The 15,493-nt window shown below is 74.5% G+C and carries 14 protein-coding genes; 11 read left to right on the top strand and 3 right to left on the bottom strand.

The genetic code is table 11. From position 1 onward, the window contains the following. Positions 1 to 146: 146 nt before the first annotated feature. A complete protein-coding gene (locus tag FXF52_RS12555; protein WP_148796674.1) occupies positions 147 to 1,610 on the bottom strand; it encodes an MFS transporter in 1,464 nt (487 codons plus the stop codon). 249 nt (positions 1,611 to 1,859) lie between these two features. Here FXF52_RS12555 and FXF52_RS12560 point away from each other — a divergent pair, with 249 nt between their 5' ends. Continuing rightward, the gene (locus FXF52_RS12560; protein WP_148796676.1) at positions 1,860 to 2,453 is read left to right on the top strand and encodes a TetR/AcrR family transcriptional regulator; all 594 of its coding nucleotides are present in this window, start codon (positions 1,860 to 1,862) and stop codon (positions 2,451 to 2,453) included. An 81-nt stretch (positions 2,454 to 2,534) separates the two neighbouring features. On the opposite strand, the gene FXF52_RS12565 is transcribed toward FXF52_RS12560, so the two are convergent. After that, positions 2,535 to 3,962, bottom strand: coding sequence for an alkaline phosphatase PhoX (locus FXF52_RS12565; protein ID WP_148796678.1), 1,428 nt, complete (start codon positions 3,960 to 3,962; stop codon positions 2,535 to 2,537). Positions 3,963 to 4,153: 191 nt separating this feature from the next. Between FXF52_RS12565 and FXF52_RS12570 the strand changes: the two genes are divergently transcribed. The 10 genes from FXF52_RS12570 (at position 4,154) to FXF52_RS12615 (ending at position 14,547) form a co-directional block, all read left to right on the top strand. Next, on the top strand, positions 4,154 to 6,742 hold the full coding sequence (locus tag FXF52_RS12570) for an FtsK/SpoIIIE domain-containing protein (RefSeq protein ID WP_148796680.1): 2,589 nt from the start codon (positions 4,154 to 4,156) through the stop codon (positions 6,740 to 6,742). Positions 6,743 to 6,809: 67 nt separating this feature from the next. Beyond that, positions 6,810 to 7,718 carry a hypothetical protein gene (locus FXF52_RS12575; protein WP_148796682.1) on the top strand — a complete coding sequence of 303 codons (909 nt, stop codon included), beginning with the start codon at positions 6,810 to 6,812 and terminating at the stop codon, positions 7,716 to 7,718. A gap of 162 nt (positions 7,719 to 7,880) precedes the next feature. Then, positions 7,881 to 8,144, top strand: a complete 264-nt coding sequence (locus FXF52_RS12580) for a DUF6244 family protein (protein ID WP_148796684.1) — start codon at positions 7,881 to 7,883, stop codon at positions 8,142 to 8,144. A 6-nt stretch (positions 8,145 to 8,150) separates the two neighbouring features. Then, the gene (locus FXF52_RS12585) at positions 8,151 to 8,597 is read left to right on the top strand and encodes a hypothetical protein (RefSeq protein ID WP_148796686.1); all 447 of its coding nucleotides are present in this window, start codon (positions 8,151 to 8,153) and stop codon (positions 8,595 to 8,597) included. Positions 8,598 to 8,810: 213 nt separating this feature from the next. Then, a complete protein-coding gene (locus FXF52_RS12590; protein WP_148796688.1) occupies positions 8,811 to 9,611 on the top strand; it encodes an alpha/beta fold hydrolase in 801 nt (266 codons plus the stop codon). A 180-nt stretch (positions 9,612 to 9,791) separates the two neighbouring features. Then, entirely contained in the window at positions 9,792 to 10,157 is a 366-nt protein-coding gene (locus FXF52_RS12595) for a YciI family protein (protein ID WP_148796690.1), read from the top strand. Between the two features lie 241 nt (positions 10,158 to 10,398). Continuing rightward, positions 10,399 to 11,847, top strand: coding sequence for a pyruvate kinase (pyk, locus tag FXF52_RS12600; protein ID WP_148796692.1), 1,449 nt, complete (start codon positions 10,399 to 10,401; stop codon positions 11,845 to 11,847). A gap of 8 nt (positions 11,848 to 11,855) precedes the next feature. Next, positions 11,856 to 12,725, top strand: a complete 870-nt coding sequence (locus tag FXF52_RS12605) for an acyl-CoA thioesterase II (protein ID WP_148796712.1) — start codon at positions 11,856 to 11,858, stop codon at positions 12,723 to 12,725. Positions 12,726 to 12,849: 124 nt separating this feature from the next. Then, positions 12,850 to 13,320, top strand: a complete 471-nt coding sequence (locus FXF52_RS12610; RefSeq protein WP_148796694.1) for an Rrf2 family transcriptional regulator — start codon at positions 12,850 to 12,852, stop codon at positions 13,318 to 13,320. Positions 13,321 to 13,557: 237 nt separating this feature from the next. Further along, positions 13,558 to 14,547, top strand: coding sequence for a sulfite exporter TauE/SafE family protein (locus tag FXF52_RS12615; protein ID WP_148796696.1), 990 nt, complete (start codon positions 13,558 to 13,560; stop codon positions 14,545 to 14,547). 462 nt (positions 14,548 to 15,009) lie between these two features. On the opposite strand, the gene FXF52_RS12620 is transcribed toward FXF52_RS12615, so the two are convergent. Beyond that, positions 15,010 to 15,493: hypothetical protein (locus FXF52_RS12620; protein WP_148796698.1), on the bottom strand; the 484-nt coding region annotated here is incomplete at its 5' end.

Below are 15,493 nucleotides of genomic sequence, written 5' to 3' on the forward strand. Positions count from 1 at the left end.
CCTCGTCGGCCGCCTCCGCGCGGCTGAGTCGTTCGTGAGGTCAGCTCCACAGCCGCCGGAGCCGGCGCCCGCGCGACCAGCCGCCGGAGCCGGCGCCCGCGCGGTCCGCGTGACCGGCAGCGGGCGCCGGCACCCGGCCGGGCAGATCAGCGTCCCGCTGCCGCGAGTTCGCCGGTCAGCTTCGGCTCGGCGCTCCGCGGCGACCGCTCCTCGCGCCGTTCCTGCACCGCCTGGCGGCCGGAGGGAACGACCAGGGCGGCCATCGCGGCGGCCAGCGCGATCCCGGTGAGCACCAGGAAGCCCATGGTGAACCCGGCCTCGCGGGGCAGCCCGCTCGCCTGCGGGTGGGCGGTGATCACCCCGCTCACCACCGCGGCGCCGATCGCGCCGCCGATGGTGCGGATGTTGGCGTTCATGCCGGTCGCCACGCCGGTCTGCGCGGGCGGCACGTTGGCCACGATCAGGTTGGCCATCGAGGCGAACGCCAACCCGATGCCCAGGCCCACCAGCCCGCCGGCCACGCCGATCTCCCAGCGGGTGTCGTGGGCGACGGTCAGCATCGCCGACGCGAGCACGTTGCACACCGCGCCGGTCGCCAGCTGCGCCTTGGCGCTGAACCGGGCCTGCAGCCGGCCGGCGGCGAGGCCGGCGACGAACATGGCGACCAGCATCGGCAGCATCAGCAGCCCGGCCTGGGTCACGCTGGCGCCGAAGCCGTAGCCGGCGCTGGTCGGGATCTGCACGAACTGCGGCAGGAAGGCGTAGACCGCGAACATCGAACCGCCGTAGAGCAGGGCGACCAGGTTGGTCGTCCAGACCCCGGGCCGGCGCATCATCCGCATGTCGATCAGCGGGTTCGCCGAGCGGGCCTCGGCCACCAGCCAGCCGGCCAGGAGCACGCCGGCGAGCGCCAGCAGGCCGGTCACCCGACCGGAGGTCCAGCCCCAGCTGGCGCCTTTGCTGACCGGCAGCAGCAGCGCCACCAGCCAGCCGGAGAGCAGCAGGGTGGCCGCCCAGTTGATCCGGCCGGGCGTACGGACCGGCGACTGCGGCACGAACCGGTGCGCCGCGAGCGCGGTGAGCCCGACGACGACCAGCGGGATCCAGAACAGCCAGCGGTAGCCCAGGGTGGCGACGATCGGGCCGGCCAGGACGACGCCGAGGCCACCACCGGCGGCGACGATCGCCGAGATCGCCGCGACGGCCGAGCTCACCCGCGCGGCGGGGAACTCGTCGCGGATGATGCCGAACGCGAGCGGGAAGACCGCGCCACCGACGCCCTGGACGACGCGGGCGACGATGAGCACGCCGATGCTCGGCGCGATGGCCGCCAGCAGGCAGCCGAGCGCGAGCGCGGCGAGGGAGACGACCAGCGTCCGCTCCTTGCCGACCATGTCGCCGACCCGGCCGAGGACCGGGGTGAAGATCGACGCGGAGAGCAGGTAGGCGGTCAGCACCCAGGTCACGGTGTTCTGGGAGGTGTGCAGGTCGTGCTGGATGGTGGGCAGCACCGGGGTGATCAGCGACTGGAGCATCGCGAAGAAGCCGGTGCCGGCGGCGAGGACGAGGAAGGTCAACCGACGCGAGCCGCGTCGGGTGGTTTCGATCACGGAGAGAACTCCCGTTCACGTACGAATGGAACGTCTGCCGGGATTGCCGGCGGGGGCGGAGCCGGTGGTCAGCCGAAGGTGGGCATGGCGGGACCTCCTGGGTCCGGTGTCTGGGTGGGCCGACCGCGCCAGGTGGGATCGGCCCGAGAATCCGGAGTAAGCTATCCGGAGGCATGGCTCCGGTAGGTTCCGGAGGGGTGCCTCCGGATAGCTTAGCGGAGGGGTGCCTCCGGTTGCAAGGCAGGAGAGGTGACGCGCGTCATGGCCAGCGGCGACCAGCTGGGGGAGGTCCTTGCGCGGCGCCCGAAGCGGGCGGATGCCCGGCGCAACTACGACGCCTTGATCGCCGCCGCGCGAGAGGTGTTCGGGGAGTGCGGCGCGGGGGCCTCGCTGGAGGAGGTCGCCCGCCGGGCCGAGGTCGGCATCGGGACGCTCTACCGGAACTTCCCCAACCGGCGTGACCTGTTCGAGGCGGTCTACGTCGAGGAGGTGCGCGCGCTCAGCCGGTCGGCGGCCGACCTGGCGGACCTGCCCCCGTGGGACGCCCTGGTCGCCTGGCTGCACCGATTCGTCGCCTACGTCGGCACCAAGCGGGCACTCGCCGAGGAGCTGGTGCACGACTCCGAGGTTTTCCGCAACTGCCGCACCGAGATCTACGCGGCGGGCGAGCCGTTGCTGCGCCGCGCCCAGGATGCCGGGGTGGCCCGGCCGGACGCCGGCTTCGACGACGTGGTGCGACTGATCAGCGGGATCATGGCGTACCAGTTCCCGGAGCCGGCCCAACGCGACCGGGTGCTGGCCATCGCCCTGGACGGCCTGCGCTACCCGGCCGCGCGCCCCTGACCCCCGCGAGCCCGCGCCGGAGCCTCGGCCAAAGCCGGGACGGCCGGCGGTCCCTGGGGAACCGCCGGCCGTCGGACGTGCTCAGGAGTGGTCAGCAGCCAGGTCGGCGTTGCTCGGCCGGCCCCACGGGCCGGTGATCGCGAAGACGTAGCCGGGAGACTGGATGTTGGCGAACAGGATCTTCCCGTCCGCGCTGAACGTCGGCCCGGTGAACTCACTTTCATTGAGCTCGTTGCGGGCCAGCGGGTACGCCTTGCCCTGCTCGGTCACGCCGACCAGGTGCGACAGGCCCTCGCCGTCCTCGGCCAGGATCACCCCGCCGTACGGCGACACGGTGATGTTGTCCGGCCCGTCGAAGTTGCCGGCCTCCTCGTCCGGGTTCTGGTTCACCCCGAAGATGGTCTTCAGGGTCACCGTCTCGGTCCGCGGGTCGTAGAACCAGACCTGACCGTCGTGCTCGTTGACGCTGCCGTCGTCGTGCCGGGCGAAGCTGGCCACGAAGTACGCGCCGCCGTCGGCCCACCAGGCGCCCTCCAGCTTGCGGCTGCGGGTTACCTGCTCGTCGGTGAACTGCTTGCGCACCGAGACGGTCTTCGCGTCCCGGTCCGGCACGTCCACCCACTCCACCTTGTACCGGGTGCCCGGCGTGGTGGCCTCGGACAGGTCCGCGACGTGCTGGCTGCCCAGGAAGCACTTCATCGCCTGGAGGCTGCCCGCGGTGTCCCCGTCGGGACGCTGCGCGAGCGCACGCAGGGCGCCCTTGCCGCCCCGGAAGCCGGCCGGCGGCGTCCACCGGAAGTAGAGCCCGTTCGGCCCGCCGGCGTCCTCGGTCAGGTAGATCGCGTGGGTGTACGGGTCGACCGCCACCGCCTCGTGCGCGTACCGGCCGAGGAACTTCAGCGGCACCGGGTTCTGGTTGGCGGACCGGTCGTGCGGGTCGACCTCGAAGGTGTACCCGTGGTCGTAGAGGTACTTCCCGCCCTTGCGCTGCTCGGTCTCCTCGCAGGTCAGCCAGGTGCCCCACGGGGTGATGCCGCCGGCGCAGTTGTTGTGCGTCCCGGCCACGCTGACGTACTCGCGCAGCCGCCGGCCCTGCGCGTCCACCTCGATGGTGGTGGTGCCGCCCCGGGCGCCCGGGTCGTAGGTGAGGCCGGCCAGCGCGGGCACCGGGAAGGGCTCACTGCCGCCGATCTCGTGGTTGTTGACCAGCACCGAGCCCTCGCGGCCGAGGAAGCAACCGGTGCCGTCGGCGTCGCTCGGGGTCGGCTGCCCCGACTCCAGCAGGGTCACCCCGGCCTGCGCCACGATGGTGTACGAGAAACCGGGCGGCAGCGCCAGCAGGCCGGCCGGATCCGGAACGAGTTCGCCGTAGCCGACCGCCGGACGAGCGGCGGCCCGCGCCGCCGCCGGTCCCGCGATCACGTCCAGGTTGCCGGCCACCACGATGCCGAGGGCGCCGGCCGCACCGCCGCGCAGCATGGCCCGGCGGGAGATGGGAGAGGGGCTCACGTCGTCGCCTTTCCTGTTCAGGATGGTTCCGTCCAGCAGGCAAACGGGGCTGGTGGAACGCCGCCGACGCGGCCGAGGTCCGCCAGGTGAACAGTAGACAAATCCTGCGGGCGCGTGCGTCCTGTGCCGGGTCGCCCCGCGTCCGTTAGGGTTCCCTCGATCAGACTGCGGCGGCGTCGGAGGGGCGGACGGTGGGCAGGCTCGCGACCGCGTACGGGCAGGCGCTCGCCTTCCACCGGCAGGCCGTACGCCGGTGGGAGGCCGGGCGGCGGGCGCTCGCGGCGGCCGGGCCGGTCGCCCCGGGCAGCCCCGAGCTGGTCGCCCGGCTGGCCCGGCTCGGCGCCGAACTGGCCGCCGCCGCACCGGGCTCCGCCCGCCCGGCCACGACTCCCGTACCGGTCCGGGTCGGCGAGGCGACCACCCTGGACGGTGGCTTCCCGGTGCTGGTGCCGCTGGCCGGTGGCACGCATCTGGCGGTCGACGCCGACGCTCGCGATCCCCGGGTCGGTGAGCTGCTGCGGGCCGTGGTGGTGCGGCTGCTCACCGCCGCGCCGGCCGGCACGGTCCGGGTCGCCGGCATCGACCCCGCCGCGTTCGGCGCCGCGTTCCTGCCGCTGCGCCCGCTGCAGGACGCCGGGGTGCTCGGCCCCGCCGCCACCACCGCCGCCGAGGTGACCGCCCTGCTCGACGAGGCGGAACGGCACGCCCGCGCCGCCCAGCACGCCGGCCGCGACGACCAGGAGCTGCTGCTGGTGATCGCCGCGTCCGCCCCGCCGCCCCGCGAGCTGGCCCGGCTCGCCGCGCTCACCCACGCCGGTCCGGCCGCGGCGGTCTGCGTGCTGCTCGCCGGCTACCCGGCCGCCGGCCCCGGCGACCCGCCACCGCCGCTCGGCGCCACCACCCAGCTCCGGCTGGGCGACCGGTACGCCCTGGTCGGCGACCCGCCCGGGCAGCCGTTCAGCGCCGACGGCAGCGGCCTGCCCGCCCCGGTGGTGCTCGACGGCGACCCGACCCACGCCACCGTCACCGGGCTGGCCCGGCAGCTCGCCACGGCCACCCGCCGGGCCGAGGCGGTGACCTTCGCCGACCTGCTCCCCGCCCGGCGCTGGGCCGAGTCGTCCGCCACCGGGCTGCGTACCGTGCTCGGCCGGTCCGGGCGGGAACTGGTCCCGGTCACCTTCGACGACGCCACCCCGCACTGGCTGGTCGGCGGGCGGACCGGCGCCGGCAAGACGGTGTTCCTGCTCGACGTGCTCTACGGCCTGGCCGCCCGGTACGCCCCCACCGAGCTCCAGCTCCTCCTGCTCGACTTCAAGGAGGGGGTCAGCTTCACCGAGTTCGTGCCCACCGAGCGCGACCCGTCCTGGCTGCCGCACGCCCGCGCCGTCGGCATCGAGTCCGACCGCGAGTACGGCGTCGCCGTGCTGCGCGAGCTGCGCGCGGAGCTGACCCGCCGGGCAGACCTGCTCAAGCGGCACGGGGTCACCAAGCTCGCCGACCTGCCGGCCGCGCACCGGCCACCCCGGATCGTCACCGTGGTCGACGAGTTCCACGTGCTGTTCGCCGGCAACGACGCCCTCGCCCGGCAGGCCGTCGACCTGCTCGAGGAGTTGGCCCGCAAGGGCCGCTCGTACGGCCTGCACCTGGTGCTGGCCAGCCAGAGCACCACCGGCATCGAGGCCCTCTACGGCCGGGCCGAAGCCATCTTCGGCCAGTTCCCGTTGCGGGTCGCGCTCCCCGGCGGGGGTGGCGTGCTCGACCCGCTCAACGACGCCGCGCGGGCGCTGCGGGTGGGGACGGCCGTGGTCAACACCGCCGGGGGCGCGCCCGGCGCGAACACCGAGGTCCGTTTTCCCGACGCGCACACCGCCGGCGCCGACCTGGCCACCCTCCGGCACGAGCTGTTCCAGGCCCGGCCGGCGGACGCGCGTCCGCCCACCGTCTTCCGGGGGTACGAGACGCCGCGGCTGGCCGACGACCCCACCTGGGCCGGCCTGCGGCCGGGCACCGAGCCGCCGCTCGCCCTGGTCGGCCGGACCGTCGACGTGGCCGGCAGCACGGCGGCGTTCCGCCTGGACGCCACCCCCGGCCGGCACGTCGCCGTGGTCGGCACCGCGGCGGCCGGGATGGACGTGCTCCGCGCGGCCACCCTCGGCCTGGCCCGCCAGCACGCCGCCGGCACGGCCCGCTTCCTGCTCGCCCCGCTGGCGCCCGGCACCACCGACGCCGCCGACGACCTGGCGATGACCCTGGCCGCCGCCGGCCACCCGGTCCGCCGCATCGACGCGCCGGAGCTGCGCGCCCAGCTCGCCGAGATGGCCGCCCCACCGGCGGGTACGCGACCGGGCGACCAGCCCGGTGGCGGTTCCGGACCCGGCGGCGTGTCGGCCGCGCCCGCCCCGGTCGGCGGCCGGACCTATCTGGTGGTGTTCGGCATGGACGCCGCCGCAGGCGTGCTCGCCGCCACCGAACCGGCCACCTTCCGCTCCGGGTACGACGACCTGCGGGCCGTGCTGCGCCAGGGACCGGCGCACGGGGTGCACCTGCTCGGCTGGTGGCGCGGGCTGCGCCGGCTCGGCGAGGATCTCGGCGGTACGCAGAACCGCGACGACCTGGCCTGCCTGGTCGCGCTGAACGTGCCCGGCGCCGACCTCGGCCTGCACCTCGGGGCGCACGACCTCGGCTACGCCCCGCGCGCCGGGCGGGCCCTGCTGGTGGACCGGCACGACCAGCGGACCGCCCTGATCGTGCCCTTCGTCGGCGACGGAGACGACGCGTGAGCGAGCGAACCACCCGGCTCGACGGCGTGGCGCCTCGCGCCGCCGTGGAGCGGAGCGAGGCGGCGGCGTGAGCGGATTCGAGGAGTACGCGGCCCTGGCCCGGGAGCTGTCCGCACGGCAGCGCGGCGGGGAGCAGGCCGTCGCCGCCGAGGCGGAACGCCGCCGGTCCCTGCAGGCCGCCGTTGACCAGCTCGGCCAGCGGCTCGCCGCCCAGGGGCGGCGCCTCGACCAGCTCGGCCGGGCCGCCGGCCTCTCGCCGGCACCGGCGACGGACGCGCCGGACCCCGCTGCGGCCGCGTCCTCGGGCGCACCGGTGGCGGCCCCGATCGGGCCACCGGGGTCCGGGCTGCCGGCGCCCGCACCGGGCCCAGCCGGGGCACCCGGGACCGTGCCCGGGACCGGGACGGGAGCGGCACCGGGCAGCGCGCCGGGCGCGAACCGGGCGCCCGCCAACCCGCCGGGGACCGGGGCGGTGGCGACCGGCGGCGCAGCCGCCGCGCCGGGGCGGGCGGGCGTCGGGGCGTACCCCGAAGGGATGGTGCCCGGGCCCCGCGAGGGTGACGCGGCGGCGGAGCTGGCCGCGGCGCGGCAGCTGGTCGACGAGGCCGACCGGTACGGGCAGCAGGCCGAGGCGATCGCGCACCGGCCCGCGCTGCTGCCCACCTGGTCGCCGCCCGCGCGGGCCGTCGCGGTCTACGCCGCCTGCGCGCTGGCCGGCTCCGTGCTGATGCTGGTGGCGCTGGTGGGCTCGCCGATTCCGGCGACCGGGCTGTCGCTGGTGGCCGCCGCCTCGTGCGCGGGCGTTCCGCTGCTGTCGTTCCTCGCCGGGCACCTGGTGCTCGGCCGGTGGGGCCGGCCGCCGATCAGCACCGACCTGCCGTCGTCGCGGTACGTCCCGCTCGGCTTCGTGATCTGTGCGCTGTTCTCGCCGTCGCTGTTCTGCGTGTATCTCCTGGTGTTCCGCCTGATGCGCTGACCGCGACCCCGGGCCGGTGCGCCGCCATCCGTGGCGCGGCACGCCACTGCGGTCATCCGGGCGCGTGATCGGGTGGTCGCGGGGCATGCGGCGATCTCGTAGGCTCCTCTGTGTCCCGAGCGGGCGGGGAGGGCGCGTGAGCGAGCGAAGCGGGGCGGTGGCGTGAGCGCGGCGCAGATCATCGCGAGGCTGGCGGCGGCGGCCCAGAAGCTGGACGAGGCGAAGGCCAAGACGGCGGCCGCGGCGCAGGACGCCGCGGAGGCGCGGGCGCTGGTGGCCGGCGCGCTGGAGGGGGTGGCCGCCGGGCCGTTGCTCGGCGTGATCGACGCCTACCGGCAGGCCCTGGCCCAGGCCGCCCAGGGCGGCGAGCCCGCCCGGCAGCACGTCCAGGAGACGATCGCCAAGGTCCAGGCGCTGGGAAACTGACCGCCGATGAGCGACCTCAACGAGTCCGCCCGCAGCGGTGAGCTGGATGGATTCCACATCGGCCACCTGCCGGCCGGGGTCGGCACGGAGGTGTCGGACTTCGCCAGCGAGTGGGACGACGTCAGCTTCGCCACCCGGGTCTGGGAGCGCCGGGTCGCGGAGGGCCACCGGGTCGACCTGCGGATGCACATCCTCCGGGGTGACCGGCTCGCCGACCTCACCGCCGTGCACGACTTCCTCGCCGAATACCACGAGCGCGACCCCGCCAGCGGGGAGTGGGCCGAGTTCGCCCACCCCGACGGTCCCGGCCTGATCGGCGACGGCGAGGCGTTCTGGCTGGTCGAGCCGGGCATCGCGGTCGACGTGCTGGTCAACCCGGAGCGGTACGACCGGGCGGCGTTGTCGGCGACCGCTCGCGCCGTCACCCGCGCCGGCGGCACTGTGGCGGAGTGAGCGCCCGGCCTCGCTTCCGCACACCGTTCACGTCCCTCCACAATCGACCGATGTCCGGTAGGCCGGTTTGTGCGGTGGATGGGACAATGGTTACCGGCGCGTAACTTATCATTGACGCGCGTGAATTAGACCACGCATCATCGTTCCCACGATCGATCGGATCCCCCACCCGTCCCCCCGGTTCCCCGGGTGCCTCCCACCGGAGGTGCAGCCATGCTGCTCCGAAAGATCCTGGTCGCCGCCACCGCCGTCGCGGCCCTGCTGCTGTCCGCCACCGCCGCCCAGGCCGCCCCCGCGGGCGACGCCGCGACCACCACCGAGGCCACCGGGACCGCCGGCCGCACCGCCGCGGCCACCGCCAACCCGGTCATCGTCGTCGGGGGCCTGATCGGGGTCTCCATCGCGTACGAGCCGATTGCCGCCCGGCTGCGCGCCGACGGCTACCGGGTCTCCATCTACCAGCTCCCCGACCTCGGCTTCGGCGACATCCGGGCATCCGCCCGGGCCCTGTCGTCCTACGTGGACCTGGTCCGCGCGGCCACCGGGGCGGCCAAGGTGGACCTGGTCACCCACTCCGAGGGCGGCCTGGTCTCCCGTTGGTACGTGAAGTACCTCGGCGGCGTCGACAAGGTCGGCCGCTACCTCAGCCTGGGCACCCCGCAGCAGGGCACCTACGTGGCGAACATCGTCGAGTTCGTCGGGCTCGGCGACTGCGCCGGCGTCATCGCCTGCCAGCAGATGGCGATCGGCTCGGACTTCCTCGCCACCCTCAACGCCGGCGACGACACCCCGGGTGCGGTGCGCTGGACCACGATCCGGACCTGGCAGGACGAGCTGGTCCGGCCGGTCGACAACGCCACCCTCGCCGACGGCGCGACCAACGTGCTGATCCAGTCGTCGTGCCCGCTGCGGGTGGTCGGCCACCTCGGCCTCGTCCTCGACGGCACCGCCTACAGCGTCGTCCGGCAGGCGCTCGCCGGCGCCCCGATCCAGCCGAACTGCTTCGCCATCTGATCCCGGTCGCGACGGGCGGCCGGGTGCCGCCCGCCGGCCCACCGTACCCGTCCCCTCGCGCGGGACGAACGGCGCAGCACGTCGACAACCCGGCGGCGCCCCGGGCAGTTGCGCCGAGCGACCGCGAGGGCCCTCCGCGCCGTGCGACGCTGGGCCGGGGCGTACGTCTGGAGGTGCGACATGGCCGGGACGCCGCAGGTCGACTTCGCGCTCGACACGTACGAGTGCATCGTGCTCTACCCGGGGCCGTCCGGCCGGGCCCTGCCCGAGGAGACGGTGCAGCGGTTGCAGGCCGAGCACCAGGAGCACATGCAGGCGCCGCAACGGCGGGGCATCATCCTGGTCGCCGGCTCGGTGGACGGCCCCGCCCGCGAGCCGGACCCGCCGATCGGCTTCGGCCTGGCCCGTACCGGCTCCGTGGACGACGTGCGCAGCGTCATGGAGGCCGACCCGGCCGTGCAGGCCGGGCTCTACCGGGTGGATGTGCTGACCTTCCTGTGCCCGGCCGGCTCGCTGGAGTTCCCGCTCGCCACGGCGCAGCGCTGAGCGCGTCGAGCGACGGTCGACGCCGCCTCGACCGGCGCTCGCGGGCGGGTCGGGAGCGCCCCGACAGGGGATGACCGCGAGGAGTACGATTTCCGCCGCGCGGTCGCCGATGCCCGCCACACACGACGTCCCGGGTGCGGTTCCCGCCGCCCGCCGCGCGGGGATCGCGCGTCGTCGGACAAATGTTCCGCACTCTGAAAGGGGTCGGCCGGGAGGTCGACCCGGAGGAGAGACTAGCCTGATGGGCGTGACACGCCGCGCGAAGATCGTCTGCACCCTCGGCCCCGCCACCTCGTCCCCGGAGCGGATCCGTGGCCTCGTCGAGGCGGGCATGAACGTGGCGAGGCTCAACTTCAGCCACGGCAGTCACGCCGACCACGAGGCGGTCTACCGGCTGGTCCGTGAGGCGGCCGAAGCTGCCGGACGCCCGGTGGCGATCCTCGCCGACCTGCAGGGCCCGAAGATCCGGCTCGGCCGGTTCGCCGACGGCCCGCACGAGTGGCGTACCGGCGACTCGGTGGTCATCACCGCCGACGACATCCTCGGCAGCAAGGAGCGGGTCTCCTGCACCTACCGGAAGCTGCCCCAGGAGGTGAAGCCGGGCGACCGGCTGCTGATCGACGACGGCCGGGTGGCGGTCGAGGTCAGCGACGTCACCGGCAACGACATCCGCGTCCTGGTCACCGAGGGCGGCGCGGTCTCCAACAACAAGGGTGTCTCGCTGCCCAACGTGGCGGTCAGCGTCCCGGCCCTGTCGGAGAAGGACGCCGCGGACCTGCGGTTCTCGCTCGGACTGGGCGTCGACCTGATCGCGCTCTCCTTCGTGCGCTCGCCGGAGGACATCAAGCTGGTGCACGCGATCATGGCCGAGGAGGGCGTGCAGCGCCCGGTGCTGGCCAAGGTCGAGAAGCCCGAGGCGGTCGACCACCTGGAGGCGATCGTGCTCGCCTTCGACGGGGTCATGGTGGCCCGCGGTGACCTCGGCGTCGAGCTCCCGCTGGACCAGGTGCCGCTGGTGCAGAAGCGTGCCGTGCAGCTCTGCCGGGAGAACGCCAAGCCGGTCATCGTGGCCACCCAGATGCTCGACTCCATGATCGAGAATTCGCGGCCGACCCGCGCCGAGGCATCCGACGTGGCCAACGCGGTGCTCGACGGCGCCGACGCGGTGATGCTCTCCGGCGAGACCAGCGTCGGCAAGTACCCGGTGCTCACGGTCAGCACCATGGCGAAGATCATCTCCACCACCGAGTCGGGGTCGATCGCCGTGCCGCGGCTGCAGCACGACCCGCGTACGCACGGCGGCGCCCTCACCGTCGGCGCGTCCTCCATCGCCCGGGCCATCGGCGCCAAGGCGCTGGTCGCCTTCTCGCAGACCGGCGACACCGTCCGGCGGCTCAGCCGGCTGCACTGCGACCTGCCGCTGCTCGCCTTCACCCCGGTGCCCGAGGTGCGCAACCAGCTCGCCCTCTCCTGGGGCGTGGAGACCTTCCTGATGCCGTTCGTCGCGCACACCGACGACATGTTCCGCCAGGTCGACCAGGCGCTGCTCGGCCTCAACCGGGCCAACCCCGGCGACCACGTGGTGATCGTGGCCGGCAGCCCGCCCGGCACCCCCGGCTCCACCAACACCCTGCGGGTGCACCAGCTCGGCTCGCTGGTCGACGCCGCCTCGGCGCGGGCCCTGCAGTGACCGGACCGGTGGCGACCGGCCAGGCCGCGGTCGACCAGCTCCTCGAGGTCCTCGACCTGGACCAGGTCGGCGAGATGACCTTCCGGGGGATCAGCCCCCCGGTCGGCCCACAACGGGTGTACGGCGGCCAGGTCGCCGGCCAGGCCCTGGTGGCCGCCGGCCGCACCGTCGACCCGGAGCGCTTCGTGCACTCGCTGCACGGCTACTTCGTCCGCCCCGGCGACCCGGCCGAGCCGATCGAGTACCAGGTCGAGAACATCCGGGACGGCCGCTCCTTCTCGGTCCGCCGTTCCGTCGCGCTCCAGCACGACAAGCCGATCTTCTTCATGTCGGCCTCGTTCCAGCGGCAGGAGGAGGGGCTGGACCACCACGCGCCGGCCCCGCCGGACGTGCCCGGGCCGGACGAGGTCCCGACCATGGCCGACCGGCTCGCCCGCTACCCGGAGCGGCTCGGCATCTGGGGCCAGATCCCGCGGCCGATCGACGTTCGCTACGTCGGCGAGCCCGGCTGGGTACGCCCCGGCGACCGCCCCGCCGAGCCGCACCAGCGGGTCTGGATGCGCATCGACGGCAAGCTGCCGGACGATCCGCTGCTGCACGCCTGCGCCCTCACGTATGCCTCCGACCTGACCCTGCTCGACTCGGTGCTGTCGGTGCACGGCGAGGTGTGGGGCCCCGGGGGAGTGGTGGGCGCCAGCCTCGACCACGCGCTCTGGTTCCACCGGACGTTCCGCGCCGACGAGTGGTTCCTCTACGACTGCTGGAGCCCGTCCGCCTCCGGCGCCCGCGGGCTGGCCACCGGCCGGATGTTCACCACGGACGGCCGGCACATCGCCAGCGCCGTGCAGGAGGGGCTGCTGCGCCGCGTGGGCGCCTGACCGACGGCTCCAGGTCGCGGCGCGGCGACAGACGCGCCGAGCTGGAGTCGTCGCAGGGCAATCGTGCCCGTTCGGCCGAGGGGCGGGGATCCGGCTGGCTGACCAGCCGACTAACCTTGCCGACATGCGTCTCTCCGCCCGGGTCGACTACGCCCTCCGCGCGGCCGCCGAGCTGGCCTCGGTCGCCGACGGGACGGCGGCCGGACGGAGCCGGCCGGTGACCGCCGAGCAGATCGCCCGCGCCCAGGAAATCCCGCCGAAGTTCCTGGAGAGCATCCTGCTCCAGCTGCGCCGGGGCGGGATCGTGCACGCCCAGCGGGGTCCCGAGGGCGGCTACTGGCTGGCCCGGCCCGCGTCCGAGATCTCCCTGGCCGAGGTGATCCGTGTGATCGACGGTCCGCTGGCCCACATCCGCGGCCAACGCCCCGAGCAGCTCGGCTACCAGGGGGCGGCCCGGGCGCTGCAGGACGTCTGGATCGCCCTGCGGGCCAGCGAGCGGCAGATCCTCGAGCTGGTCACCATCGCCGACGTGGCCAGCGGGACCCTGCCCGGCCGGGTCAACGAACTCGCCGCCGACCCCAGCGCCTGGAGCTGATCCCCCGCCGCCGGGGCCGCACCACCGCGGACGTCGCCGACGCGCTGCCGCGCCAGCCGCTTGCGGGCTTGCCGGCGCTCGCCGCGCCCGTCGCCGAGTCCGTCCCACCACCCGACCCGCGCCCGTTCCGGGCCGTCCGGCGCGTCCCACCAACCGGATGGAGGACTTGACCGGAGCGGCGGGGTACCGCATTGTCGACCAAGTCGATAGGAGATGCCGAAAAGTCAGGGGGCGCTCGTGCGCAAGCTGCTGATCCTCGCCCTGGTCGGGCTCGCCGCGCAGTTGGTCGACGGCGCGCTTGGCATGGCGTACGGGCTGACCTCCTCCACCCTGCTGCTCTTCGCCGGGGTGGCGCCGGCCGCCGCGTCCGCCTCGGTGCACCTGGCGGAGATCGGCACCACGCTCGCCGCCGGGGTGGCGCACTGGCGGTTCGGCAACGTCGACTGGCGGGTGGTCGCCCGGATCGCGGTGCCCGGCGCGATCGGCGCCTTCGCCGGCGCCACCTTCCTCAGCTCGATCTCCACCGAGGCCGCCGCCCCGTGGATGGCCGCGATCCTGTTCACCCTGGGCGCGTACCTGCTGGTGCGCTTCTCCCGGCCGCTGCGCGCCAACCCGGCCGCCGGCCGGCTGCGGGGGCGCTTCCTGAGCCCGCTCGGCCTGGTCGCTGGCTTCATCGACGCCACCGGCGGCGGGGGCTGGGGTCCGGTCGCCACCCCGGCACTGCTCGTCTCCGGCCGGATGGAGCCGCGCAAGGTCATCGGCTCGGTCGACACCGCCGAGTTCATGGTCGCCGGCGCGGCCAGCGCCGGGTTCCTGATCGGCCTCGGCTCCGAAGGCTTCCTGCTGCCCACCGTGGCCGCGCTGCTGATCGGCGGCCTGATCGCGGCGCCGATCGCCGCCTGGCTGGTCCGCATCGTCCCAGCCCAACTCCTGGGCGCGACGATCGGCGGCGTGATCGTGCTGACCAACGCCCGGACGCTGCTGCGCGCCGGCGAGCTGGGCGGCTCGGTCCCGCCCCTGGTCTACGCGCTGCTCGGCGGCGGCTGGCTGGTGGCGCTGGCGCTGGCCGTACGCGCGCTGCGCCGGACCCGCCGCGCCCGGGCCGTCGCCGAGGCCGCCCTCGCCGCGCAGGCCGCGGCCGCGCCGGTCGCCAGCCCTTCCGTGGGCCAGGGCGACGCCGCGGCGCCGGGGGAGCCCCGGCGGCTCGCTGCTGCGGTCGAGGGCTGATCCGGGTACGGCTTGCGGGCTGGGCCTGCTCTTGTGGGCCGGTTCTGCGCTTGTCGGCTGGGCCCCGGTCGGTGGTTGCGCTTGGGGGCTGGGGGCGAGGGTGACCGGCTCCGGGCGGTCAGGCTTGATCCCTGCGCCGGTCACCCTCGCCCCCAGCCCCGTCGTGCTGGTTCGCCGACCGCCGGTCGCGGTTCTTCCTCCGGTACGAACCCGCGCCGTCTTCCGACCTTGGGCAGTTGCCGTTCACGGGGGACGGGTAACTGCCGCCGGTCGCGGTTCTTCCTCTGGCACCGAACCTGTGCCGTCTTCGGATCTTGGACCGTTTCCGTTCGCTGCTGACGGTAACTGCCCAAGATCTCTGGAGACGGCGTTCTCTGGAGACGGCGCTGGCCGGCACCCTTGGTTGGGTGCCGGCCAGCGGCTTGTGCGTGTTCTTCAGTTGGTCTGCTTGGTCAGCTTGGGTCAGCTGTTCCAGTGCTGGGCGACCAGGTCGGCGGCCTGCTGTTCCCACTGGGCGTAGGCGTCCGGGTAGGCCGACACCTGCACCGTCTGCGCGGCCTTCGTCAGCGGCATGTCCTGCCAGCCGTCGATCTGCTTCAGGCCCTTCTCGAACGCCAGGGTCGCGTACTCGGGGTTCGTGATCTGCTCCGGCGTACCCCAACCACTGGAGGGGCGCTGCTGGAACAGGCCCAGCGAGTCGTGGTCGTTGGCGTCGCCGAGGTGGCCCAGGTTCTCCAGCTTCGACTCCTGCAGGCTGGTGGCGATCGAGATCACCGCGGCCCGCTCCGGGAGACCAGCCTTCTTGGTGGCGGCGATGATCGCCTTCACGTTGCCGGTCTGCTCGTCGTTCAGGGTGATCTTCGACTGGGCGCCCTGCACACCGTGCGGGATCAGCTTGCCCATGTCCGGCTTGTCGGCCTGGACCGCGGCGACCGGCTTTCCGGCA

Origin of the sequence: Micromonospora sp. MP36, from assembly GCF_008119785.1 — a bacterium.
Lineage (GTDB): Bacteria > Actinomycetota > Actinomycetes > Mycobacteriales > Micromonosporaceae > Micromonospora.

What these genes read in the sequence shown, in the direction of transcription:
- FXF52_RS12585 (WP_148796686.1), top strand. Translation starts at nt 8,151, where the DNA reads ATGAGCGACCTCAACGAGTCCGCCCGCAGCGGTGAGCTGGATGGATTC.
- FXF52_RS12590 (WP_148796688.1), top strand. Translation starts at nt 8,811, where the DNA reads ATGCTGCTCCGAAAGATCCTGGTCGCCGCCACCGCCGTCGCGGCCCTG.
- FXF52_RS12595 (WP_148796690.1), top strand. Translation starts at nt 9,792, where the DNA reads ATGGCCGGGACGCCGCAGGTCGACTTCGCGCTCGACACGTACGAGTGC.
- pyk (WP_148796692.1), top strand. Translation starts at nt 10,399, where the DNA reads ATGGGCGTGACACGCCGCGCGAAGATCGTCTGCACCCTCGGCCCCGCC.
- FXF52_RS12610 (WP_148796694.1), top strand. Translation starts at nt 12,850, where the DNA reads ATGCGTCTCTCCGCCCGGGTCGACTACGCCCTCCGCGCGGCCGCCGAG.